The 24583-nt window shown below is 43.5% G+C and carries 18 protein-coding genes and 8 pseudogenes; all 26 read left to right on the top strand.

The annotated features are described in order from the left end of the window. Position 1 precedes the first annotated feature (1 nt). The gene (locus JCM21738_RS00965; RefSeq protein ID WP_023614932.1) at positions 2–1672 is read left to right on the top strand and encodes a DAK2 domain-containing protein; all 1671 of its coding nucleotides are present in this window, start codon (positions 2–4) and stop codon (positions 1670–1672) included. Between the two features lie 142 nt (positions 1673–1814). Next, positions 1815–3862: pseudogene (gene recG / locus JCM21738_RS00970) on the top strand (ATP-dependent DNA helicase RecG). Positions 3863–4030: 168 nt separating this feature from the next. Continuing rightward, positions 4031–4600: a transcription factor FapR gene (fapR, locus tag JCM21738_RS00975; protein ID WP_023614930.1), complete on the top strand. Its 570-nt coding sequence runs from the start codon at positions 4031–4033 to the stop codon at positions 4598–4600. Between the two features lie 13 nt (positions 4601–4613). Next, on the top strand, positions 4614–5594 hold the full coding sequence (gene plsX, locus JCM21738_RS00980) for a phosphate acyltransferase PlsX (protein ID WP_023614929.1): 981 nt from the start codon (positions 4614–4616) through the stop codon (positions 5592–5594). 56 nt (positions 5595–5650) lie between these two features. Continuing rightward, a complete protein-coding gene (gene fabD / locus JCM21738_RS00985; protein ID WP_023614928.1) occupies positions 5651–6598 on the top strand; it encodes an ACP S-malonyltransferase in 948 nt (315 codons plus the stop codon). Continuing rightward, a pseudogene (gene fabG, locus JCM21738_RS00990) lies at positions 6595–7337 on the top strand (3-oxoacyl-[acyl-carrier-protein] reductase). Before fabD ends, fabG begins: the two are co-directional and overlap by 4 nt. 149 nt (positions 7338–7486) lie before the next feature. Beyond that, complete coding sequence (locus tag JCM21738_RS00995) at positions 7487–7720, top strand: acyl carrier protein (RefSeq protein WP_023614926.1); 234 nt, start codon at positions 7487–7489, stop codon at positions 7718–7720. 359 nt (positions 7721–8079) lie between these two features. Next, a complete protein-coding gene (rnc, locus tag JCM21738_RS01000; protein ID WP_023614925.1) occupies positions 8080–8853 on the top strand; it encodes a ribonuclease III in 774 nt (257 codons plus the stop codon). A 60-nt stretch (positions 8854–8913) separates the two neighbouring features. After that, positions 8914–12478: pseudogene (smc, locus tag JCM21738_RS01005) on the top strand (chromosome segregation protein SMC). Between the two features lie 108 nt (positions 12479–12586). Then, positions 12587–13589: pseudogene (gene ftsY, locus JCM21738_RS01010) on the top strand (signal recognition particle-docking protein FtsY). A gap of 100 nt (positions 13590–13689) precedes the next feature. Beyond that, positions 13690–14006, top strand: a pseudogene (locus JCM21738_RS01015) (putative DNA-binding protein). Between the two features lie 13 nt (positions 14007–14019). Further along, on the top strand, positions 14020–15372 hold the full coding sequence (gene ffh / locus JCM21738_RS01020; RefSeq protein WP_023614921.1) for a signal recognition particle protein: 1353 nt from the start codon (positions 14020–14022) through the stop codon (positions 15370–15372). Between the two features lie 109 nt (positions 15373–15481). After that, positions 15482–15754, top strand: a complete 273-nt coding sequence (gene rpsP, locus JCM21738_RS01025) for a 30S ribosomal protein S16 (RefSeq protein ID WP_023614920.1) — start codon at positions 15482–15484, stop codon at positions 15752–15754. 14 nt (positions 15755–15768) lie between these two features. Further along, positions 15769–15999 carry a KH domain-containing protein gene (locus JCM21738_RS01030; protein ID WP_023614919.1) on the top strand — a complete coding sequence of 77 codons (231 nt, stop codon included), beginning with the start codon at positions 15769–15771 and terminating at the stop codon, positions 15997–15999. A gap of 222 nt (positions 16000–16221) precedes the next feature. Further along, the gene (locus JCM21738_RS01035) at positions 16222–16614 is read left to right on the top strand and encodes a YlqD family protein (protein WP_023614918.1); all 393 of its coding nucleotides are present in this window, start codon (positions 16222–16224) and stop codon (positions 16612–16614) included. 7 nt (positions 16615–16621) lie between these two features. After that, complete coding sequence (gene rimM, locus JCM21738_RS01040; protein WP_023614917.1) at positions 16622–17140, top strand: ribosome maturation factor RimM; 519 nt, start codon at positions 16622–16624, stop codon at positions 17138–17140. Further along, complete coding sequence (gene trmD / locus JCM21738_RS01045) at positions 17137–17880, top strand: tRNA (guanosine(37)-N1)-methyltransferase TrmD (protein WP_023614916.1); 744 nt, start codon at positions 17137–17139, stop codon at positions 17878–17880. The genes rimM and trmD overlap by 4 nt, the downstream gene beginning before the upstream one ends. 130 nt (positions 17881–18010) lie before the next feature. Next, positions 18011–18355, top strand: a complete 345-nt coding sequence (gene rplS, locus JCM21738_RS01050; RefSeq protein ID WP_023614915.1) for a 50S ribosomal protein L19 — start codon at positions 18011–18013, stop codon at positions 18353–18355. A gap of 228 nt (positions 18356–18583) precedes the next feature. Beyond that, positions 18584–19137 (top strand): annotated as a pseudogene (lepB, locus tag JCM21738_RS01055) (signal peptidase I). Between the two features lie 60 nt (positions 19138–19197). Then, positions 19198–20084: pseudogene (ylqF, locus tag JCM21738_RS01060) on the top strand (ribosome biogenesis GTPase YlqF). A 77-nt stretch (positions 20085–20161) separates the two neighbouring features. Then, on the top strand, positions 20162–20929 hold the full coding sequence (gene rnhB, locus JCM21738_RS01065; RefSeq protein WP_023614912.1) for a ribonuclease HII: 768 nt from the start codon (positions 20162–20164) through the stop codon (positions 20927–20929). Positions 20930–20954: 25 nt separating this feature from the next. Continuing rightward, positions 20955–21785, top strand: a complete 831-nt coding sequence (locus tag JCM21738_RS01070) for a TP0910 N-terminal domain-containing protein (protein WP_052019527.1) — start codon at positions 20955–20957, stop codon at positions 21783–21785. 59 nt (positions 21786–21844) lie between these two features. Continuing rightward, positions 21845–22510: a hypothetical protein gene (locus tag JCM21738_RS22060; RefSeq protein WP_052019528.1), complete on the top strand. Its 666-nt coding sequence runs from the start codon at positions 21845–21847 to the stop codon at positions 22508–22510. Further along, positions 22471–22809 carry a hypothetical protein gene (locus JCM21738_RS22065; protein ID WP_052019529.1) on the top strand — a complete coding sequence of 113 codons (339 nt, stop codon included), beginning with the start codon at positions 22471–22473 and terminating at the stop codon, positions 22807–22809. The genes JCM21738_RS22060 and JCM21738_RS22065 overlap by 40 nt, the downstream gene beginning before the upstream one ends. After that, positions 22806–23091, top strand: a pseudogene (locus JCM21738_RS01080) (EscU/YscU/HrcU family type III secretion system export apparatus switch protein). The gene JCM21738_RS22065 and the pseudogene JCM21738_RS01080 overlap by 4 nt, the downstream one beginning before the upstream one ends. Before the next feature lie 321 nt (positions 23092–23412). Further along, the gene (gene sucC / locus JCM21738_RS01085) at positions 23413–24573 is read left to right on the top strand and encodes an ADP-forming succinate--CoA ligase subunit beta (protein WP_023614909.1); all 1161 of its coding nucleotides are present in this window, start codon (positions 23413–23415) and stop codon (positions 24571–24573) included. Positions 24574–24583 lie beyond the last annotated feature (10 nt).

The following is a 24583-nucleotide window of genomic DNA, read 5'->3' on the forward strand; positions in this document are numbered from 1 at the left end:
TGTGTCTATTAATGTTCTAGACGGAAAACGTTTTGCGGAGATGATCATCCAGGGCGCCAACCATTTGGCGGCTAATGCCAAATATGTCGACGCACTGAACGTCTTCCCTGTTCCTGATGGTGATACGGGAACGAATATGAATTTATCCATGACTTCCGGTGCCAAGGAAGTAAAGAACAATGTGCAGGAACATATCGGCAAAGTCGGTTCCGCGCTTGCCAAAGGATTGCTTATGGGAGCGAGAGGTAACTCTGGAGTTATCCTTTCCCAATTATTCCGCGGTTTTGCAAAAGCAATCGAAAATAAGCCGACTGTGAACTCTGTAGAGTTTGCCGCTGCGTTGAATGCAGGTGTTGAAACAGCTTATAAGGCTGTAATGAAACCTGTCGAAGGCACGATTTTAACAGTAGCTAAGGATGCTGCCAAGCATGCTGTAGCTGTTGCGAATAAACATGAAAGCCTTATTGGTTTGATGGAAGAAGTGTTGAAAGAAGCGAAGGCATCATTAAACCGCACGCCTGACTTGCTGCCAGTCCTAAAGGAAGTAGGAGTAGTCGATAGCGGCGGACAGGGTCTTGTATTCGTTTACGAAGGTTTCCTTGCAGAATTGAAAGGTGAAAAGCTTCCTGATTCCCCATCTGCAATGCCGAACATGAATGAGCTTGTCAGCGCTGAGCATCATAAGAGCGTTCAGAGCCATATGAATACTGAGGATATTGAATTCGGCTATTGTACTGAATTCATGGTTAGGCTTGAAGGTAAAGAAGCATTTTCTGAGGAAAATTTCCGCCAGGACTTGAGTAAATATGGAGATTCTCTTCTCGTTATTTCAGATGACGATGTTGTAAAGGTACATATCCACTCAGAACAGCCTGGAGAGGTTCTGACTTATGGACAAAGATACGGAAACCTGATCAATATGAAAATCGAAAATATGCGCCAGCAGCATACTGATATTGTCGGAGAATCGACAACTCCTCTTCGAACACAGGCCAGTGAGCCAAAGAAAGAAAAGCGGGAATACGGAGTCGTTGCTGTCTCAATGGGTTCAGGAATTGCTGAGCTTTTCCGCAGCATTGGTGCCAATGCGGTAATCGAAGGCGGGCAGACAATGAATCCTAGTACAGAGGATATCATTACGGCGATCAAAGAAGTGAACGCGCGCAAGGTAATCATCCTGCCGAACAATAAAAACATCATCATGGCCGCTGAGCAGGCTGCTGAGGTAGCGGAGGAAGAAGTGGTAGTCATCCCTTCAAAGACTGTTCCTCAGGGAATGACAGCGTTGCTATCCTTTAACCCATCAGCTGAAGCTGGTGACAACAAAGAAGCAATGACTGAAGCCATGCAGCATGTGAAAACAGGCCAGCTGACATATGCTGTCCGTGATACAAGTATTGACGGTCTTGAAATTTCAACAGGTGATTTCATGGGTCTTGCCGATGGGAAGATCATCCTGAAGGATCAGGATAAAGTCAAGGCTGCGAAGGATCTATTGGACCAGATGCTTGATGAAGACTCTGAAATCCTGACGATCCTTAAAGGTGAAGACGCTTCTGATGAAGATGTCGATTCAATCGTCGAGTTTGTTGAAAGCAATTACGGCGATGTGGAAGTTGAAGTCCATAATGGAGAACAGCCATTATACGCCTTTATCTTCGCGATTGAATAACGATCAATCAGGGAAATCGCCTATTTTAAAATATTTTCCGGCTGTACTGATTCGGCCTGCTGGACAAATAAAATTAGAATATGATACTAAGAAATAGAAGGGAAAATCCCTTCTATTTCGTTTTGTATAGAGGGGATTTTACGTGGATGAACAACTGAAACAACCAGTAACAGCAGTTAAAGGGATCGGCAATGAAATGGCGGATACTCTGGCAGATATGCAGATCATGACTGTCGGTGACTTGCTTGAATACTTCCCGTACCGTTACGAGGATTATCGCCTAAAGGACCTGGCTGAAGTCAAGCATGAAGAGAGAGTCACGGTTGAGGGGAAAGTTCACAGTGAACCTTCTGTTGTTTATTATGGCCGAAAAAAAAACCGTCTTACAGTCAGGCTGCTTGTAGGCCGGTACTTAATCATTGCCACTTTCTTTAACCAGCCGTATTTAAAACAAAAAATAAATGTTGGGGAAACAATCACTGTTACCGGGAAATGGGATCAGCATAGGCAGACAATTACCGCTACACAAATGTCCGCTGGTGAACATGCGATAAACCAAGATTTTGAACCTGTGTATGCTGTGAAAGGGAAAATGACCGTAAAAACGATCAGAAGGCTGATCAAGCAAGCATTTTCACAATTTGGCCATGAAATAACCGAAATACTGCCAAACGAGCTTCTGCAGAAATATAAGTTGATTAATCGAAGAGATGCATTAAGGATCATGCATTTCCCATCAGGGTCTGATGAAATGAAGCAGGCGAGAAGAAGATTTGTTTACGAGGAATTTCTCTTATTCCAGCTTAAAATGCAGTCATTGAGGAAGCTGGAACGTGAACAGAGTCCGGGAATTGCTATTTCTTATGAATTGGACAACCTAAAGGCGTTCATCACAGGGCTGCCTTTCCCATTAACAGGGGCACAAAAACGAGTGGTAAATGAAATCCTTGGTGACATGAAGTCACCTTACCGCATGAATCGTCTCCTTCAAGGGGATGTTGGCTCAGGTAAAACAGTAGTTGCCGCGATAGCCCTCTATGCAGCAAAGTCCGCTGGTTATCAAGGTGCATTAATGGTCCCGACCGAAATCCTGGCTGAACAGCACTCGCAGTCACTGACACAGCTGTTTGAGCCGTTTGGAATAACAGTTGCTCTCTTGTCCAGCTCTGTTAAAGGCAAGCGAAGAAGAGAGATGCTGGAACAGCTAAAACTTGGTGAAATTAACGTATTGATTGGAACACATGCTTTGATTCAGGATGATGTGGATTTTCTAAACCTTGGACTCGTCATTACTGACGAACAACACCGTTTTGGCGTTGAACAAAGACGTGTTCTTCGGGAAAAAGGGGAAAACCCAGATGTTCTGTTCATGACTGCGACACCAATTCCAAGAACTCTGGCAATTACCGTATTCGGTGAAATGGATGTCTCTGTGATCGACGAAATGCCTTCTGGCCGTAAAACGATCGAAACTTATTGGGCTAAACATGAGATGCTTGAGCGAGTACTTGCTTCATGGAAAAAGAGCTCGCGCAAGGAAGACAGGCCTATGTTATCTGTCCCCTCATCGAGGAGTCTGATAAGCTGGATGTCCAGAATGCAATCGATGTCCATAGCACACTGAGTTTTTATTTTAAAGAGCGTTACAAGGTCGGGCTTATGCATGGACGCCTTCATTCTGATGAGAAAGATCAGGTCATGAAAGCTTTTATTGAAAATGAGGTGCAAGTCCTCGTTTCTACTACAGTTGTCGAGGTAGGAGTCAATGTACCGAATGCGACTGTCATGCTCATTTATGATGCTGAGAGATTTGGTCTTGCACAGCTTCATCAATTAAGAGGCAGGGTCGGCCGTGGCAGTGACCAATCATACTGTATATTGCTTGCAGATCCTAAAAGCGAAGTCGGGAAAGAGCGTATGAAAATAATGTCCGAAACGAATGATGGGTTTGTTCTTAGTGAGAAGGATCTGGAGTTGCGGGGCCCAGGCGACTTCTTTGGTAAAAAACAAAGCGGCCTGCCGGAATTCAAAGTAGCAGATATGGTCCATGATTACCGTGCATTAGAAACAGCAAGGAATGACGCGACATTGCTCGTCCAGTCAGAAGCTTTCTGGCAGCGTGAAAAATATAGATTATTGAGGGAGTATCTAGCGGAAACAGGTGCTCTTGCCAATGAGAAACTGGATTGACCTTACTGAATCTATTCACTATTACAAGATTCATAGCATGGACGGAAGCAGATTCAGTTGTGGATCTGTTTTCGTTTATTTGAGGTATATTTTTTCTTGCAATCTTTTTTTATAGTATATATACTACTATTAGTACCTAGTCTTAATAGCTCGGGCGGTGTTAAATAAATGAAACGCAACAAAAGAGAACGACAGTCAGTGTTGACTGAGACGATTAAAGAAAATCCTTTTATAACGGATGAGGAACTGGCTGAAAAATTTACTGTCAGCATACAGACTATAAGGCTGGATAGATTAGAATTATCTATTCCCGAACTAAGGGAAAGAATAAAGAACGTGGCCGAAAAACGTTTTGAAGATGAAGTCCGTTCATTGCCGCTTGAAGAAGTAATAGGAGAAATCATTGATATCGAACTTGACCAAAGTGCTATATCAATACTTGATATAAAAAGTGAACATGTATTTAGACGAAATAAAATCACAAGGGGACACCATTTGTTTGCGCAGGCGAATTCATTGGCGGTTGCAGTCATAAATGATGAATTGGCATTGACAGCTAAAGCGAATATACAATTCACAAGATCGGTAAAAGAGGGTGAACGGGTAATAGCCAAAGCGAGAGTCGAAAAAATCGATGATGACAATGGCCGGACCCATGTAGAAGTGAAAAGTTATGTGAACAATGAGCTTGTTTTTAAAGGTGAATTTGAAATGTACCGTTCAAAAAATGAAAAGTAAAGGATGAAATCCGATGAGGCTAGCAGTAGATGCGATGGGCGGAGATAATGCACCAAAACAAATCGTCCTCGGAGCAATGAAAGCAATAGAAAAATATAATGACATACATATAGTTCTTATCGGCGACGAAAGTAAAATCAGAGAGCATCTGACAAATGAAGAGAGGATAGAAATTCATCATACAGAAGAAGTAATCCTCGGGACAGATGAACCTGTCAGAGCAGTGCGCCGAAAGAAAACAGCTTCAATGGTCATTGCAGCCCAGCTAGTTGCAGACGGAAACGCTGATGCCTGCATTTCTGCCGGCAATACAGGAGCATTGATGGCTGCTGGTTTGTTCGTGGTTGGAAGAATAGAAGGGATCGAAAGGCCGGCCCTTGCGCCGACTCTCCCTACAATTGGCGGAGAAGGCTTCCTGCTTCTTGATGTCGGAGCTAATGCTGATGCTAAGCCGGAACATCTCGTCCAATATGCGATCATGGGCTCGATTTACAGTGAGAAGGCAAGGGGGATCACAAACCCTCGTGTTGGCCTGTTGAATATTGGCACAGAAGAAAAGAAGGGCAATGAGCTTGTACGTAACACATATGAACTATTGAAGGATGCAGACATCAACTTCATAGGTAATGTGGAATCAAGGGACTTGCTTGATGGTGTCGCGGATGTTGTAGTGGCAGATGGCTTTACCGGAAATATGGTCCTGAAGACAATTGAAGGTACTGCAATGTCGGTGTTTAAAATGCTTAAATCGGCTTTGACTTCCAGTTTTAAAAGCAAGATGGCTGCAGCCGTACTGAAGCCGGACCTGACAGTGCTCAAAAATAAGATGGATTACACGGAATATGGCGGTGCTGGTCTTTTCGGCCTTAAGGCTCCTGTAATCAAAGCGCATGGGTCATCTGACGCAAACGCGGTGTTTAATTCGATCCGCCAGGCGAGAGAAATGGTTCAGAAGGATGTTTCCGGTACAATCAAAACTGCCGTAGAAAAATGATAAAAGTAATCGAAGCTACGATGAACATAAAATAACGAGTTAAAGGGGAATCTTTCATGGGGAAAATCGCGTTTTTGTTTCCAGGACAGGGATCACAGACAGTTGGGATGGGACAAGCCCTTGCGGATTCAGAGCAATCAGTCTCAGAAACTTTTAAAAAAGCGGACGAGGTTCTGGGTGAAAGCTTAAGCACTTTGATTTTTGAGGGACCGCAAGAAAAGCTGACGCTCACAACTAATGCCCAGCCCGCTCTCTTGACGACTAGTATAGCAATCTTGAATTATTTCAGCCAGTTTGGGATCAAGCCGGATTTCACTGCCGGACATAGCCTGGGTGAGTATTCTGCATTGGTCGCTGCGGGGGCTATCTCGTTCGAAGAGGCTGTGTATGCAGTCCGCAAACGTGGTGAATTCATGGAAGAAGCTGTACCGAATGGAGAAGGAACAATGGCTGCTGTCCTAGGCATGAATCGACAGAAGCTAATGGATGTAACCTTAACAGTTTCAGCAGGCGGAAAACCTGTTCAGTTGGCTAACTTGAATAGTCCGGGACAAATTGTAATTTCTGGTTCGAAAAGTGGTGTGGAGGAAGCATCAGTAAAAGCAAAAGAAGCTGGGGCTAAACGGGTTATTCCTCTTGATGTCAGCGGTCCATTCCATTCATCGTTAATGAAGCCGGCAGCAGAAAGATTTGAATTTGTATTGGACAAAATTGCAATAAAGGATGCGGCTGTCCCAGTGATTGGAAATGTAACTGCTGAACCGATGACAGAAGCTTCCGAATTCAAAAAAAGACTAGTGGAGCAGCTTTATTCTCCGGTACTATGGGAGGATTCGGTATCCAAAATGCTGGAACTCGGCGTCGATACTTTTATCGAAATCGGCCCAGGTAAGGTTTTGTCAGGACTGGTTAAGAAAGTTGACCGCTCGGCAAAGACATTCGCAATATATGACGCAGAAACATGTGCAGCAGCTGTTGCTGCCCTGGAGGAGGAGAAGGAATGAGACTAGAAGGTAAGGTGGCGCTGGTAACAGGTGCATCACGTGGGATTGGGCGCGAAATTGCTTTAGAACTTGCCAGGGAAGGCGCGTCAGTTGCTGTCAACTATGCTGGCAGTGAAGGAAAAGCGCTTGAAGTGGTTGATGAAATCAAGGCGATGGGACGAGATGCTTTTGCCATCCAGGCAGATGTCTCCAACTCTGAATCAGTGACTGATATGGCCAAAGAAACAATCGAGCGTTTCGGCAAGATTGACATCCTTGTTAACAATGCAGGTATAACAAAAGACAACCTGTTGATGAGGATGAAAGAGTCCGAATGGATGATGTAATCAATATCAATCTAAAAGGTGTCTTCTTGTGTACGAAAGCAGTTACAAGACAAATGATGAAGCAGAGAAGCGGCAGGATCATAAATATCTCTTCGATTGTAGGCGTAAGTGGGAATCCCGGCCAGGCAAACTATGTTGCTGCAAAGTCCGGAGTAATCGGGCTTACAAAAACAACCGCAAAGGAACTTTCGTCAAGAGGCATCACCGTGAACGCAGTAGCTCCAGGCTTTATTACGACAGACATGACCGATAAGTTAAATGAAGATGTAAAAACAGAAATGCTGAAGCAAATACCGTTAGCCCGTTTCGGAGAGCCTAAAGACATTGCAAGGACCATCATCTTCCTTGCATCCGAAGACAGTGCATATATGACAGGCCAAACCCTCCACATAGATGGCGGCATGGTGATGTAGAATATCTGGAAATAACAAGTGTAATATTTTTTGATAATTTTGACACTTTTTGGATGAGAGTGAATAATTTTTCCTGGTTAAAAAACCATTACATCCATTTATTAATTAAATAAAATCAACTATAATGGCTTGAGGGGAGGTGAACAAGCATGGCAGACGTTTTAGAACGCGTAACAAAAATTATTGTTGACCGTTTGGGAGTAGAAGAATCTCAAGTAACTTTAGAGGCATCTTTTAAAGATGATCTTGGTGCTGATTCCCTTGATGTTGTTGAATTGGTTATGGAACTAGAGGACGAGTTCGACATGGAAATTTCTGATGATGATGCTGAAAAAATCGGTACAGTTGGTGACGCTGTTAAGTACATAAATAGCCAAATGTAATTGTTCGATTTACTAAGAAGCTCCGTTTTTATAAACGGGGCTTTCTTCTGTACATGGTCTCCTCATACTCCGCTGCGGATTAAAACGAGTGTAAGGCTATGCTGGTCTTGAAGAAGAAGCCAGTTTTTTATTTTTATACGAAAAGCGACCATCCCCGCGAAATTAGCTTCTGTATAAAAACTCCCTATGTTTTCCTTATAATTAAGTTATCTGCTGGAATTAAGCCAAGTTTTTTTGCTTTATATACGTTATTTTTTGTAAACTGTTATTAGTCTGTATTGTTTTGTAAAATCAATAATCATTTAAAACAGCAATTCATGCAATCGCAGCTTTAAATTATGAGCAAGGTGGAATAAATTATGCGCAACAATGGAAGAGAAAGAGAAAAAAAGAATATCCGCGCAAAGGAGCAGAAATTCAAAGAATTCCAGGATCATATTGGTATTCATTTTGATAGTGATAAGCTTTTAAAACAGGCTTTTACACATTCATCCTATGTGAATGAGCATCGAAGGAAGCCTCATGAGGATAATGAGAGGCTGGAGTTTCTTGGTGACGCTGTTTTGGAATTGACTGTATCCCAATTTTTGTATAAAAAGTATCCAATGATGAGTGAGGGAGAGCTTACAAAGCTGCGCGCAGCTGTAGTTTGTGAGCCATCGCTGGTGGCATTTGCCAACGAGCTGTCCTTTGGTGATCTCGTATTGCTTGGCAAGGGAGAAGAAATGACAGGCGGAAGAACAAGGCCGGCTCTTTTGGCTGATGTCTTCGAGGCTTTCATCGGTGCTTTATACTTGGACAAGGGAATTGAAACAGTCACTACTTTCCTGGAAGAAATTGTGTTTCCGAAAATCAATGACGGTGCTTTTTCTCATGTGATGGATTTTAAGAGCCAGCTTCAGGAGCTCGTACAGCGGGATGGTGCAGGGTCGCTTGAATACCGGATTATGAGGGAGATTGGTCCTGCGCACAGCCGGGAATTCGAATCCCGTGTCTTCCTTAATGGGCAAGAATTAGGAACAGGCACAGGGCGCTCGAAAAAGGAAGCAGAGCAGCATGCTGCCCAGATGGCACTTGAAAAGTTGAAGTCTCATATGGAAGCGAACTTGGAAACAGGCGACAAAAAGCAATAAGTTAAAAATCATTCTTAACAGACATCTTAGAAATAGTTTAACTGGAAAGGGAGAGCCATATTGTTTTTAAAACGATTAGATGTGGTCGGCTTTAAATCGTTCGCCGAGAGGATTTCAGTAGAATTCGTTCCTGGTGTGACCGCTGTCGTAGGGCCTAATGGAAGCGGGAAAAGCAATATTACTGATTCCATCCGCTGGGTTTTAGGAGAACAATCAGCCAAGTCGCTCCGTGGCGCAAAAATGGAAGATATCATCTTTGCCGGAAGTGATTCGCGGAAGCCGCTGAATTTTGCCGAAGTAACATTAACCCTCGATAACGAAGATCAATCATTGCCCCTCGATTACAATGAAGTGAGCGTTACAAGGCGTGTCTACCGTTCAGGTGACAGTGAATACTTGATCAATAAACAGAATTGCAGACTCAAGGATATTGTTGATTTATTCATGGACTCCGGACTTGGCCGTGAAGCTTTCTCCATTATCAGCCAGGGCAGGGTTGAGGAAATCCTAAACAGCAAGCCTGAGGATCGCAGGACGATATTTGAAGAAGCTGCTGGTGTCCTTAAATATAAATCTCGGAAGAAAAAAGCAGAGAGTAAGCTTTTTGAAACGCAGGAGAACTTAAGTCGTGTAACGGACATCATACACGAATTAGAAGGTCAGGTAGAGCCGCTGAAGATTCAGGCTTCGATTGCAAAGGATTATCTAGAGCAAAAGGAAGATCTTGAACAGATAGAAGTTGCGCTGACTGCTTATGAAATCGAAGACCTGTATGGCCGATGGGAACAGCTGTCCAAGCAGCTTGAACAACATAAAGAAGATGAAATCAAGCAGTCTGCTGTCCTTCAGAAAAAAGAAGCAGAAATTGAAAAGATGAGAGACCAGCTTACTGCTCTTGATGAATCGGTAAGCGACTTGCAGAACGTGCTCTTGCATGCCAGTGAGGAGCTTGAAAAGCTGGAAGGCAGAAGAGAAGTTCTCAAGGAACGAAAGAAGAACGCTTCACAGAACAAGGGTCAGCTTGAAAAGAATATCGAGGAACTGACTTCTTCCGTTGCATTGCTGGAAAAACAGAAGGCTGAGTACGAAGAATCTGTAGCTGCATTATCATGGGAAGCTTCTGCTCTTCAGAAAGAACTTCAGGAGAAACAGGAGCAACTAAAGCTTTACAGTGAAGATGTCGAGCTTAAAATTGATTCAATCAAGAGTGACTACATCGAGTTACTGAACGAACAGGCCGGCGCTAAAAATGAAAAAATTTATATCGAACAGCAGCTGCAGCAGCAAGCAGCCAAAGGGTCAAAGCTGGACAATGAAAATGATCGCTTTGTCTCGATTCGCGATGAAATCAATGGGAAGAAAGCAGAAATAGAGAAAAATATCGTTTCTTCACAGCAGGAATTGGAGGAACAGGCAAGGATCTATTTTGAAGAACAGAAGAAGCTTGAATTTCTCAGAAATAATTATGATAAGCAAGAGAAAACACTTTATCAGGCATATCAGTACCTTCAGCAAGCTGAATCAAAGAAGGAAATGCTTGAGGAAATGGAAGAAGATTATTCTGGCTTTTTCCAGGGTGTAAAAGAAGTGCTGAAAGCAAGGGACACTCGTCTTCAGGGGATTGAAGGAGCGATTGCAGAATTAATCCATGTTCCTAAACAATATGAAACGGCAATTGAAACAGCTCTTGGCGGTGCAATGCAGCACATTGTTGTCCAAACTGAAGAGAATGCCAGAGCTGCCATTCAGTTTCTGAAGCAAAAATTGTTCGGCAGGGCAACCTTCTTGCCTCTCAGCATTATCAAAGGCAAGTATCTCGCCTCCTCACAGCTCGCACTTCTTTCGGGGAATAGTGCGTATATCGGCACGGCAACTGATTGATTCAATTCAATCAAAAATATGCTGAAGTCGTAAAAAGCTTGCTTGGCAATGTAGTGATTGCCAGGGATTTAAAAGGAGCGAATGATATTGCCAAAATGCTGCAATACCGCAGCAGAATCGTCACGCTTGATGGAGATGTGGTCAATCCTGCGGGTCGATGACTGGAGGGGCCGTAAAACAAAAATCAAGTTCATTGCTTAGCCGTAAGGGCGAATTAGAAGAATTAACAAATAAGCTAGCTGATATGGAAGAAAAGACAAACTTGCTTGAATCGAAAGTGAAATCATTAAAGGCTGAAACGCAAGCCAGTGAAGCAAGGTTGGAAGAGCTGAGAAAAACAGGAGAAGAGCTTCGTTTTAAGCAGCAAAGTTTGAAGGGTGACTTGCGGGAAGTGGAGCTGGAACAGAAGAATATCAATGAACGCTTATCGGTATACGATTCTGAAAAGACCCAGCTCGACTCAGACAAGGACAAGCTAGAATCCAGATTGGTTGAACTTGACGGATTATTAGCTAAGTATCGGCAGGATCTTCTTCAATTTGATAAAGAAATAGAGCGGTTGACTGAGCTGAAAAACTCGAATTCTACTTCTAAGGATACGCTTATTGCAGAAATCAGTGATTTGAAGATTAGCCTGGCATCCAAGAAAGAACAGCTTTCCCATGTGAAGGAAAAGCTGGATTCTGCAGTTTTACAGGCAGAAGAGCAGTCCGGAAAATTGGAAATCCTTAAAGAAGATTTATCACTTCTTTCCTCTGAAATGACCGATAGCTCCTCCGGGGAATCACAATTGGAGGATGCGGCAAAAAGAAAGCTTCAAGACAAAAACGAAACGCTTAAGCTGATTTCTTCACGGAGGAATGAGCGGCTTGAGCTTCAGAATAAGCTGGAAGATCAGGAGTTAGAATCCAAGGAGCTAAGGAGACTGCTTAAAGGCATCAATGAAGTGCTTAAGGATGAGGAAGTGAAATTGAACAGGCTTGATGTAGAATTGGACAATAAGCTTGCCCATCTTCGCGAGGAATACCTGCTCTCATTTGAAGGTGCAAAGGAACAGTATCCTTTGACAATTCCTGCTGATGAGGCAAGAAGAAAAGTAAAGCTCATCAAAATGGCGATAGAGGAACTGGGTACGGTAAATCTTGGTGCGATTGAAGAATACGAACGTGTATCAGAGCGTTACGAATTCCTGTTGGAGCAGAGGAATGATCTCCAGGAAGCAAAGGACACATTATTCCTTGTCATCGAGGAAATGGACCACGAGATGAAGAAACGATTTGAACATACATTCACTGCCATCCGCTCACACTTTGAGTCTGTGTTCCAGGCGTTGTTCGGTGGCGGCAGAGCGGATCTGCGGCTGACACAGCCTGAAGACTTGCTGAACACAGGGGTCGAAATTGTCGCCCAGCCTCCCGGTAAGAAGCTGCAAAATCTCGGGCTATTATCTGGCGGAGAGCGGGCGTTGACCGCGATTGCTTTATTGTTCTCCATCCTGAAAGTCCGTCCAGTGCCATTCTGTATCCTAGATGAAGTTGAAGCCGCATTGGATGAAGCCAATGTATACCGTTTCGCTCAATATTTGAAGAAATACCGTGATGAAACACAATTTATCGTCATTACACACCGTAAGGGTACAATGGAGGAAGCAGATGTCCTATATGGTGTAACCATGCAGGAGTCAGGAGTATCCAAGCTGGTATCCGTCCGGCTTGAAGATTCGAAAAAACTTGTGAAAGCATAAGAATAGCGTTATCACCTTGTTCCGTCTCGAGAAATCAGGAGCCGCGTCTGGTTCAATCTTGAAGCGGAACGAGATATTTTTGAATTATAGTAGGAAGGCGATGGGACTGTGAGTTTTTTTAAGAAATTAAAAGAAAAGTTTACGACGCAGACTGAGAGTGTCACAGAGAAATTCAGAGATGGCTTGACGAAAACCAGGGATAATTTCTCTAACAAAGTGAATGATCTCGTATCACGATACCGGAAAGTGGATGAAGAATTTTTCGAAGAACTTGAAGAAATCTTGATCCAGGCTGATGTAGGCTTTGACACAGTAATGGACCTTGTCGAGGAGCTGAAAAAAGAGGTTAAGCGACGCAACATTCAGGACACAAAAGACGTTCAGTCTGTTATTTCCGAGAAGCTAGTTGAGATCTATGAGGCCGGAGCGGATGATGACTCTTTCCAGCTGAACATCCAGGAAGATGAGTTGACAGTCATTTTATTCGTCGGTGTCAATGGTGTCGGCAAAACAACGACAATCGCAAATTAGCCATAAATTCAAAAGTGAAGGAAAGAAGGTCCTTCTTGCGGCAGGAGATACATTCCGCGCCGGTGCAATCGAACAGCTTGAAGTCTGGGGTGATCGCGTTGGTGTCGACGTCATCAAGCAGGCAGAAGGTTCAGACCCAGCTGCTGTCATGTATGATGCTGTCCAGTCTGCCAAGTCACGAAAGGCAGATATCCTGATTTGCGATACTGCCGGCAGATTGCAAAATAAGGTCAATCTCATGAAGGAACTTGAAAAGGTTAAGCGTGTAATTGAGCGTGAGGTTCCGGGCGCTCCTCATGAAGTCTTGCTTGTGCTTGATGCAACGACTGGCCAGAACGCGCTGATCCAGGCTAAAACTTTCAAAGAAGCAACTGATGTGAGCGGCATCGTCCTGACTAAACTCGATGGAACGGCGAAGGGCGGAATTGTACTTGCGATCCGCAATGAGCTGAACATTCCGGTTAAATTTGTAGGATTAGGCGAAAAAATGGATGATCTTCAGGAATTCGATGCTGAAAGATATGTTTATGGACTGTTCGCTGACCTGGTTGAGGAAGAGGAAGCAACGGAGGAATATTGATATACCAACGTATTACTGTAAAGAACTTTTCTTGACAGGAAAGTTAATCGTGTGTAAACTCTTAATGTAAAGGTATTTCACTTAACACGGGGGAATTCAAATGCTTGAGAAAACGAACCGCATTAATTATTTGTATGACTTTTATCAGGCATTGCTTACTCCAAAACAAAGCAGTTATATGGCTCTATACTATCTTGATGACTATTCGCTCGGGGAAATTGCTGAAGAGTACGATGTTAGCCGGCAGGTGTATACGACAACATCAAACGCACGGAAGCGATGCTCGAGCAATACGAAGAGAAGCTGTTGTTGTTCGAGAAATTCAAAAAAAGAAGTGAGCTTATTTCAAAAATGAAAGAGCTTGTGGGGAATGACGATTTAATTGATATGATAGCCGAGCTTGAGAAATTAGACTAGGGAGGCACATGATATGGCATTTGAAGGATTGGCCGACCGACTGCAAAATACGATGCAAAAAATCCGCGGAAAAGGCAAGGTATCTGAAGCAGATGTAAAAGAAATGATGCGAGAGGTCCGTCTGGCTCTGCTTGAGGCTGACGTTAACTTTAAAGTTGTAAAAGACTTCGTTAAAAAAGTCACTGAAAGGGCAGTTGGCCAGGAGGTAGTAAAAAGCCTGACACCGGGCCAGCAGGTCATCAAGGTTGTTAAAGAAGAACTTACCGAGCTGATGGGTGGCGAGCAAAGCAAGATTGCTGCCGCAAACCGCCCGCCGACCGTCATCATGATGGTCGGACTTCAAGGTGCAGGTAAAACGACTACAACCGGAAAGCTTGCAAATCTCCTTCGTAAAAAATACAATCGAAAACCTTTGCTTGTAGCGGCGGATATCTATCGTCCAGCAGCCATCAAGCAGCTTGAGACGCTTGGGAAGCAATTGAGCATGCCGGTTTTCTCACTGGGAGACCAGGTCAGCCCTGTAGAAATCGCAAAGCAGGCAATTGCCAAAGCGAAGGAAGACCATAATGACTATGTCCTGATTGATACTGCGGGCCGTCTTCATGTGGATGAAAACCTGATGGACGAGCTGAAGCAGATCAAAGAGCTTTCCAAACCAGACGAAATCTTCCTTGTCGTTGACGCCATGACAGGACAGGATGCTGTCAATGTCGCACAGAGTTTCAATGAACAACTTGGCCTGACTGGTGTTGTCCTGACAAAGCTTGACGGTGATACACGTGGCGGTGCCGCGCTGTCCATCCGCGCTGTTACCAATACCCCGATCAAATTTGTCGGTCTTGGTGAAAAGCTTGATGCCCTGGAAGCATTCCACCCTGAAAGAATGGCTTCAAGGATTCTCGGAATGGGTGACGTCCTGACGCTAATCGAGAAAGCCCAGGCAAACGTCGATGAAGAAAAAGCGAAAGAGCTCGAGAAGAAAATGCGTACAGCATCATTTACCCTGGATGATTTCCTAGACCAGCTTGGCCAGGTGAGGAAGATGGGGCCATTGGACGAGATTCTGAAAATGATGCCTGGCGCAAACAAAATCAAGGGCATGAACAATCTTCAAATCGATGAAAAGCAAATCTCGCATGTCGAGGCGATCATTCAGTCGATGACAGCGAATGAAAAAACTCATCCGGAAATCATCAACGCCAATAGGCGGAAACGGATTGCAAAGGGAAGCGGAACATCCATACAGGAAGTCAACCGTCTGCTCAAGCAGTTCGAAGACATGAAAAGGATGATGAAACAGATGACGAACATGCAGCAAAAAGGCAAGAAAAAAGGCGGTTTCAAGATGCCGTTCAATCCTTTTTAACTTGTAAATTCAGGAATTTTCAGTCTGTAAAGAAAAAAACCTTTACAAGCTGTTTTCAATTTGATATTATTCTATCTTGTGTGAAACTATTCGGAGGTGCTTATTTAAAATGGCAGTAAAAATTCGTTTAAAGCGTATGGGAGCTAAAAAGTCTCCTTTCTATCGTATTGTAGTAGCTGATTCCCGTTCACCACGTGACGGTCGTTTCATCGAGTCTATTGGAACTTACAACCCGGTTGCTCAACCAGCAAAGGTTGAACTTAACGAAGAGTTAGTTCTTAAGTGGTTGAACGACGGTGCAAAACCATCTGATACAGTGCGCAACTTGTTCTCTAAGCAGGGTATCATGGAAAAATTCCACAACGCTAAGCAAACCAAGTAATTGTGGACACGCCCATGAAAGAATTAATTGAGACGATCGTGAAGCCACTTGTTGATTTTCCTGAAGATGTCCATGTAAATGAGCATGAAGAGGATCAGCGCGTTACCTATAAGCTTTCCGTCAACAAAAGTGATATGGGCAAAGTAATTGGTAAGCAGGGACGCGTTGCAAAGGCGATTCGAACAGTAGTCTATGCAGCAGGCTCATCACAGCAAAAGAAGATTTTCTTGGAAATCGTCGAATAACAATCAGAAACGATAAATTCAATATGATTGTTTGAAAAGGGAGGGGTAACCCTCCTTTTTTCTATTTGCAAAAATTAAGGTATAATAGATACTTGGTATAATGATTAGTATTGAGACGCAATTGTATTCTGGAACCAGCCTTGCGAAAGGTCCAGAAAAACCAGCCCGGAAGAGGTCTGGAAAATAATGCTGTGATAAGGTTGGCTTTAAGGAGGAAATGCTTTGAAGGTACTGCAAACAATCATTGTCAAACAGGTACTGACAGAAGAAAGCAAGGAAAGAATCCACCAAAAATATCACTCCAGAAAGCTTCAGCTGCAGAAGGAATGGGATCAGCTGAGATTTGAATTGAAGAAGCTGGAAAAATCCAGGAAGTTTCCACCTGAAACATTGAAGAAGCATTTTGAACAAGAAATCAAAGTCTATAAAGAAAAAATCAAGCTCCTGGATTTTCAAATAGAACAACTACATATTCTTCCGCTTGGGAGTGAAATTAAAGAAACGGAGTTGCAGGGTGTCGTCGATGTGAGTGTAGGTGACCAATGGGATGAGTTTCTTTCAGGAAAGACTATTATTGTGAAAGATGGCATCGTGGCCGAAATTCGCGAGAGGTGATTGAGCAATGGAAAAGTACTTTAATGTTGGAAAAATTGTAAATACACATGGGATACGAGGGGAAGTTAGGGTGATATCAAGGACTGACTTTCCTGAGGAACGCTACAAGATAGGGAATACTTTATTTTTATTCATGCCTGGTGCAAAGGATCCGAAGGAATTGGTAGTGAAAAGCCATAGGACTCACAAAAATTTCAATCTGTTGACCTTTGAAGGTTTCGAAAATGTCAACGAGGTAGAAAGAATGAAGGGTGGCATCCTCAAGGTTCCAGAAACGCAGCGTGGTGAGCTGGAGGAAGGCGAATTCTATTTCCAGGATATTATCGGCTGTAACATGGTAACAACGGAAGGAGAAGAACTTGGCAAGGTAATCGAAATCCTTACTCCCGGTGCCAATGATGTCTGGGTTGTGAAGGGAGCCAGTGGTAAGGAACTCCTGATTCCTTATATTGAGGACATCGTGAAAAAAGTAGACGTCAAGGAAAAGCTTATTGTAATTGAGCCGATGGAAGGGCTTCTTTCATGATGAATATCGATGTCCTGTCTATTTTCCCAGAAATGTTTGAGGGTGTGTTTGGCCATTCAATCCTGAAAAAAGCTGCTGAAAAAGGGGCAGCCGGGTACAATGTCGTCAATTTCCGTGACTTTGCCAATAACAAACACCAGACAGTGGATGACTATCCATATGGCGGCGGTGCTGGAATGGTGTTAAAGCCTCAACCGATTTTCGATGCCGTGTCTGATTTAAAGGAGCGCGCAAAAAGCACTTCCCCAAGAGTGATTCTCATGTGCCCCCAGGGAGAACGGTATACACAGAAGAAAGCGGAAGAGCTGGCCAGGGAAGAGCATTTGATTTTTATCTGCGGCCATTATGAGGGATATGATGAGCGGATCCGTGAACATGTGATCACTGATGAGATTTCGATCGGTGATTATGTACTGACCGGCGGAGAGCTTGGAGCGATGGTCGTCATCGACAGTGTCGTGCGCTTGCTTCCTGGTGTACTGGGCAGCGAGGAATCGCATATCCAGGATTCCTTCAGCACCGGCCTGCTCGAGCATCCCCACTATACAAGACCGGCTGACTTCCGTGGAATGAAGGTCCCTGATGTTTTGGTTTCTGGGAACCATAAACTGATTGACGAGTGGCGGATGAAAGAAAGCCTTAGAAGGACCTTACAGAGAAGGCCCGATCTTCTTGAAGAAGCAGAGCTGACAGAGAAGCAGAAAAAATGGCTTGATGAACTGATAAAACTTAATGAATAATATTGCAGTCAAGCGCTGTTTATGTTAAGATACTTCTTGTGGCTAAAAGCAAACATGCTGTATGTCACTTATAACAATGTTCCGCTGCAATGAAAGTGTGCAAGAGCATTCGTGGGAGGAGTTGAAAACGATGCAACATTTAATCGAAGAAATCACAAAAGCACAGCTTCGCACTGATCTTCCATCTTTCCGTCCTGGTGACACTGTACGTGTACACGTTAAGGTTGTTGAAGGAACTCGCGAACGTGTCCAGTTGTTTGAAGGTGTAGTGATTAAGCGTCGTGGTGGTGGAATCAGCGAAACTTTTACAGTACGTAAAGTTTCTTACGGAGTAGGCGTTGAGCGTACTTTCCCTGTTCACACACCAAAAATCGCGAAGCTTGAAGTTATCCGCCGCGGTAAAGTACGCCGTGCGAAACTTTACTACCTACGTAACCTGCGTGGTAAGAAAGCTCGTATTAAAGAAATTCGATAAGAATGAATGTCAAAAAGGAGCTTGCCTAGCCAAGCTCCTTTTTCATTCAGATTCTTTTCCTGGCAAAGTGCTAATAAAATGCAACCGCATATTTAATGGCATCATTTTCAAAAAGAGCATTGTTAAATTTATTTTAAAAATCATTGCCCATCGTGTTTATCTTGTCTGACTTATGTAAAATAAAGTTATGTACTCAAACAACATATATAATGGAATGGTGGGAAAAGAATGGCCGAGAAAAAGAAGAATGAACTATGGGAATGGACGAAGGCACTTCTGATTGCTGTCGTGCTGGCAGCGGTTATTCGATACTTTTTATTTGCACCAATAGTGGTGGACGGTTTATCGATGATGCCTACACTCCATGACCAGGACCGAATGATCGTGAACAAGCTCAGCTATAAAGTCGGGAAGCCAGAAAGATTCGATATCATCGTCTTTCATGCACCCGAAAACAAAGATTACATAAAAAGAGTAATCGGCCTTCCAGGCGATAAAGTAGAATATAAAAATGACACGTTATATGTGAATGGGAAAGCATACGAAGAACCATACTTGGCAGAATATAAAAAACAGGTAATGGATGGGCCGCTGACAGATCCTTTCACACTTGAGGAGAAGATCGGCAGGGAGACTGTACCTGAAGGCCATCTTTTCGTTATGGGTGATAACCGGCGTTTCAGCAGGATAGCCGCCACATTGGCACTGTGCCTTTTGAAGAGGTGCTGGGAAAGACCAGCATCATCTATTGGCCTATTGAAGATATTCGTACAATAGATTAGGACATGACAAGATCCCAACAGGCATACGGGAGATTGCTAAACAGATAGGAGGTGGCTGCTTTGACGATCCAATGGTTTCCAGGCCATATGGCTAAGGCTCGCAGAGAGGTCACGGAAAAATTAAAGCTCGTGGATGTCATCTTTGAATTGGTGGATGCGCGGATACCGTATTCATCCAGGAACCCTATGATTGATGAAATCATCCAGCACAAACCAAGAATTGTTTTACTGAATAAAGCGGATATGGCGGATAAAGCCGTAACAGAACAATGGCTGCGTCACTACCGTCAAAAAGGAATCACTGCACTGGCAATCAACTCACAGGCTGGCACTGGCTAAAGCAAATCGTCCAGGAGTCCAAGGTCCTCTTAAAAGACAAGTTTGACCGCCTGAAATCAAAAGGTGTCAAGCCGAGGGCTATTCGTGCAATGATTGTTGGCATCCCGAATGCTGGTAAATCGACCTTGATCAACAGGCTTGCAGGAAAAAATATCGCCCAGACCGGGAATAGGCCTGGAGTGACGAAATCTCAGCAATGGATCAAAGTTGGCAAAGAACTTGAACTTCTGGATACTCCGGGAATCCTTTGGCCAAAGTTTGAGGACCAGGAAGTAGGCACAAGGCTTGCAGTTACTGGGGCAATCAAAGACACGATTCTTAATCTTCAGGATCTGGCTGTATATGCTTTAAGGTTTTTAGAAAAGCATTATCCACAACGCCTGCAGGAGAGGTATAAGCTTTCCGAGCTGCCAGAAGAGATTGTGGAGCTTTTTGATCAGATTGGCGATTTTCGCGGCTGCAGAATGCCTGGTGGATACGTTGACTATGACAAAGTCGCAGAACTTGTGATCAGGGAAATACGGACAGAAAAACTAGGTCCGCTATCATTTGAACGACCTGAGGATTTGACCTCTGTGAAAGAAATAAAAAATGACGCTCAAAAATAAAAGGTCCTGAATCCAGGGCCTTTATTTTGGTTTAAACTGCCGATACATAATAAAGAAGTATCACTAGGAGATTTTTTATGGAGAAATATACTATTGGTGAAATTGAACAGCAGCTTTTCGGGAAAGAAGAAGTAAACAAAGAATTCCTGAAAACCTTAAAAAAAGACAGCCGCAAAGGTGTGCAAAAACTTGTCCTGAAATGGGAAAGGCAGGAAGAGCAAAAGAGACAAGTCCATGATCAATTCGTCAACATGACTTCCTTTGAAAGGAAATATCGATCGGAAGGGTTCGAGTATATTGCCGGGATTGATGAGGCAGGACGAGGTCCTTTAGCCGGGCCAGTTGTTGCAGGGGCAGTCATCCTTCCGGAGAACTTTTATCTTCCAGGCCTTAATGATTCTAAAAAACTGACTGAATCAAAAAGGGATGAATATTTTGAGGTCATCATGTCTGAAGCCCTGGCTTTCGGAGTCGGAATGATCAGCGCTGCGGAAATAGATGAAATCAATATTCTCCAGGCCAGCAAGAAAGCGATGCTTTCAGCTGTGGACCAACTAGGGATTACGCCCGATTTTCTTTTGATCGATGCCGTCAAGCTGGACACACCTTATCCGTTTGAAGCGCTGATCAAAGGTGATTCCAGAAGCATAACCATCGCGGCAGCTTCCGTTATTGCCAAAGTAACGAGGGACAGGCTGATGAAGGAACTTAGTATTGAATTCCCGCACTATGGATTCGGAGCAAATAAGGGGTATGGAACCGCTGAACACTTTAGGGCTATCAAAGAGCATGGTGTCACAAATCATCACAGGAAGACATTCGCTCCCGTAAGAGAGTATATTTAGTAGAACTTGGTAAAGCAGGTGAACCATGGAAACAGGAGCGCTGCAAGGCTTATTTAACCAAAAAACAACACAGCAAATAAAAACCGCGGAATTTCGGCCTGGACAAATCATTAATGGAAAAATCCTGAAGCTCTACCCTGATCAAGTAGCAGAAGTGCAAGTAGGAAACCAAAAAATGATTGCGAAATTAGAAACGCCATTATCAGCAAATGAGAGATACTGGTTCCAGGTTCAGCCTGGAGAAGGAAAGGTCCATTTGAAGGTAATCGGATCAGGTAGCGATGATAAGGGCCAGCCTGGAAGCCTGGCAAAGATTCTCGGGGAATTGTCAATGCAGCCGACAAAGGAAAACCTAGAACTTATCCGGTTTTTCATCAAGGAGCAGCTACCTGTAAACCGTGAACTTCTAAAGCAGGCGTCAGAGTGGCTAAGTATGGCGGATTCCCGCAATGCTGGTCAAGATACTATGAAATTGATCCTGACTAGAGGATTTCCTGTTACACAGGCCGTGTTTGATGCCCTCTACACCACCACAAAAGAACAATCTCTGGTCCAGTTGATGGATAAGCTTGACAAGGCTTTAGACGCGGCGTGGAGTTCTGCGGCAGGTACAAGTCTTAAAAAACTTTTGAATGAAATGCTGCCATCCAGTAAAATAATGAATTCTGAAGCAGCCGTAAATAATCTAGCAGCAATATGGGTTAAACGGGAAGGTCAGGAAAGTCAAGTTGCTCTGGAGCTGCTTAAACAGTTTGGTGCGATTACTTCGAAAAGCAGTGAAAGCTATCTTTTACAGCAGATGCTGGGCAGGCTGCAAGGCTTAGGCACAGTTAGAGATGAACTGCCTGAAGGCTGAATTTCGCCAAAAATATCATTACACTCATAGGAAATGGCGAGAGTTCTACAGCAAGACAGATGATTTCAAATTTCGTTCCTGAAAAACCATTACAAGCTAATGAGCTGGTAGAATCACTTAAATTGTTATTCTACCGGACTTCTGGAAAAGAAGCGGAGGTACAGCAAGGACTCCAGGCTTTCAAGCAGTTAACCTCAATGGTGAGCGATGGAGAGTCCCTATCTGTCCTGATGGGAGAAAAGGATACGTGGCGACAAGCAGGAGTAGACTTGCTTAAGGTTGTGGGACAGCCCCGATCTGGCAATTTAACAGGCCTGTATGCACAGCTGCTGTCAGAAGCAGTTGCCAAAGCAGAACATCCAGCTCTGATGCAAGAAACTGACAGCGCACTGCTTACTGATACAAGGATAAAACAATTCCTATCAGCCCTCGGTCTTTCTTACGAACAACAGCTTGGCGAAGTTTTAAAGGATGGTGAGTTTGGCAAGGCACAAGTATCAGAGACGCTTAAATCCCTTGTTCTGCGCCTGTTGAACGAGAATCCTCCACCTGCTGTTAAAGAAGCTGCTGAGCTGATCTTGAACAAACTCACCGGATTCCAGCTGCTTTCCCAGGAAGCAGGTCCGATTCAGCAGCTTGTCGTTCAAATACCTTTATGCTGGGTGGAAAAACGAATGAACTCACGATGCAGTGGAGTGGGAAAAAGACTGAAGACGGAAAAATAGACGCTGATTTTTGCCGTGTGCTCTTTTACCTTAAACTTGAGCATTTGGATGATGTGATCGTTGATATGCAAGTGCAGAATCGAATTATGAGTGTCCAGATTTTTAACGAAAATCCCACTCTGAGAAAAATGGCAGAAGAAATGACACCGTTATTGAAATTGAAGCTAGCGGAAATCGATTATCATCTGTCCTCTGTTCACTTCCATGTTCCTGGGCAATCCCAGACAGGGAGAAATCAACGCAGCCTGGCAGAACTTTATGGCCAAAAAGAATATAGCGGAGTGGATATTAAAATATGAAACCACCTAAGCATACAAGGAAATCAGCTGTAGCCTTGGGGTATAACGCCGGAAATATGGACGCTCCTAAAGTTATGGCAAAGGGTAAGGGTCTCGTTGCTGAACAAATTATTGAAAAAGCAAAGAATCATGAAATTCCCATCCAGGAAGACCCTTCACTCGTTGAAGTCCTGAGCCAGCTGGAATTAAATGAGCGAATTCCAGAAGAATTATATCAAGCAGTAGCGGAAGTTTTTTTCCTTTGTCTATCATTTGGATAAACAAGCAGGACGACAAAAATAATATTTTTACAAAGAAAACCAAGAGATTGAATATAGCTTTTTTAGCATGGATTATTATTGTCAAAGCCGGGAAACGTAATGATTCCGGCTTTTTATAATCACAAGCTTTCACTTCGTTATTTTTTTACAATATTTAAAATGGCAAGATATTTAAATCATAAAGGTAGACAATCAATAATTCATTATATAAAATGAAAGCGCAGTCTAATTTTAAAACCTTTAAATGAATTATATTTTCTACTTAGGAAAATGAATTTACGGAGCGGATGGATAGGCGATTCTGTATTTTTGTTCGTTTTTCTAATAGATAGGAGGATGGGAAATGAATGTCCATGAGTATCAAGGAAAAGAAATCCTCAGAAAATATGGGGTAAAAGTACCGAATGGGAAGGTTGCTTTTACAGTTGATGAAGCTGTTGAAGCAGCTAAAGAGCTTGGTACGTCTGTTGTTGTCGTAAAAGCTCAAATCCATGCTGGCGGAAGGGGTAAAGCTGGCGGTGTCAAGGTTGCAAAGAACCTTGATGAAGTACGTACATATGCTTCTGAGATTTTAGGTAAGACACTGGTTACTCACCAGACTGGTCCAGAAGGCAAGGAAGTAAAACGTCTATTGATTGAGGAAGGCTGCGACATCAAGAAGGAGTATTATGTAGGCCTTGTGCTAGACCGTGCTACTTCACGCGTTGTCCTTATGGCTTCTGAAGAAGGCGGAACGGAGATCGAAGAGGTTGCTGAAGCGACTCCTGAAAAAATCTTCAAAGAAGAAATCGATCCTGTAGTGGGGCTTATGCCATACCAGGCTCGCCGTATCGCATTCAACATCAACATCCCGAAGGAACTAGTCAACCAGGCTGTAAAGTTCATGATGGGCTTATATTACGCTTATATCGAAAAGGATTGCTCAATCGCTGAAATCAACCCATTGGTTGTGACTGGTGATGGACAGGTTATGGCACTTGACGCTAAATTGAACTTTGATTCAAATGCGCTATACCGCCAGAAGGATATCCTTGAGTACCGCGACCTTGAAGAAGAAGATCCAAAGGAAATTGAAGCATCGAAGTATGACCTTAGCTATATTTCTTTATATGGAAATATCGGCTGCATGGTTAACGGTGCTGGTCTTGCGATGGCAACTATGGACATCGTGAAGCATTATGGCGGAGACCCGGCAAACTTCCTTGATGTTGGGGGCGGTGCCACTGCTGAGAAAGTAACGGAAGCATTCAAAATCATCCTTTCAGATCCAAACGTAAATGGAATCTTTGTTAATATCTTCGGCGGCATCATGAAGTGTGATGTAATTGCTACTGGTGTAGTAGAGGCTGCCAAGCAGGTTGGACTCAAGGTTCCTCTAGTCGTTCGTCTTGAAGGTACTAACGTTGATCTTGGAAAACAGATTCTTAATGAGTCTGGATTGAATATCATTGCTGCTGAATCAATGGCAGACGGCGCTGAAAAAATCGTTTCATTAGTTAAGTAGGATCGAAAGG

The sequence above is a fragment of the Mesobacillus boroniphilus JCM 21738 genome, from assembly GCF_000517385.1.
In the GTDB taxonomy this organism is placed as follows: domain Bacteria; phylum Bacillota; class Bacilli; order Bacillales; family Cytobacillaceae; genus Mesobacillus; species Mesobacillus boroniphilus.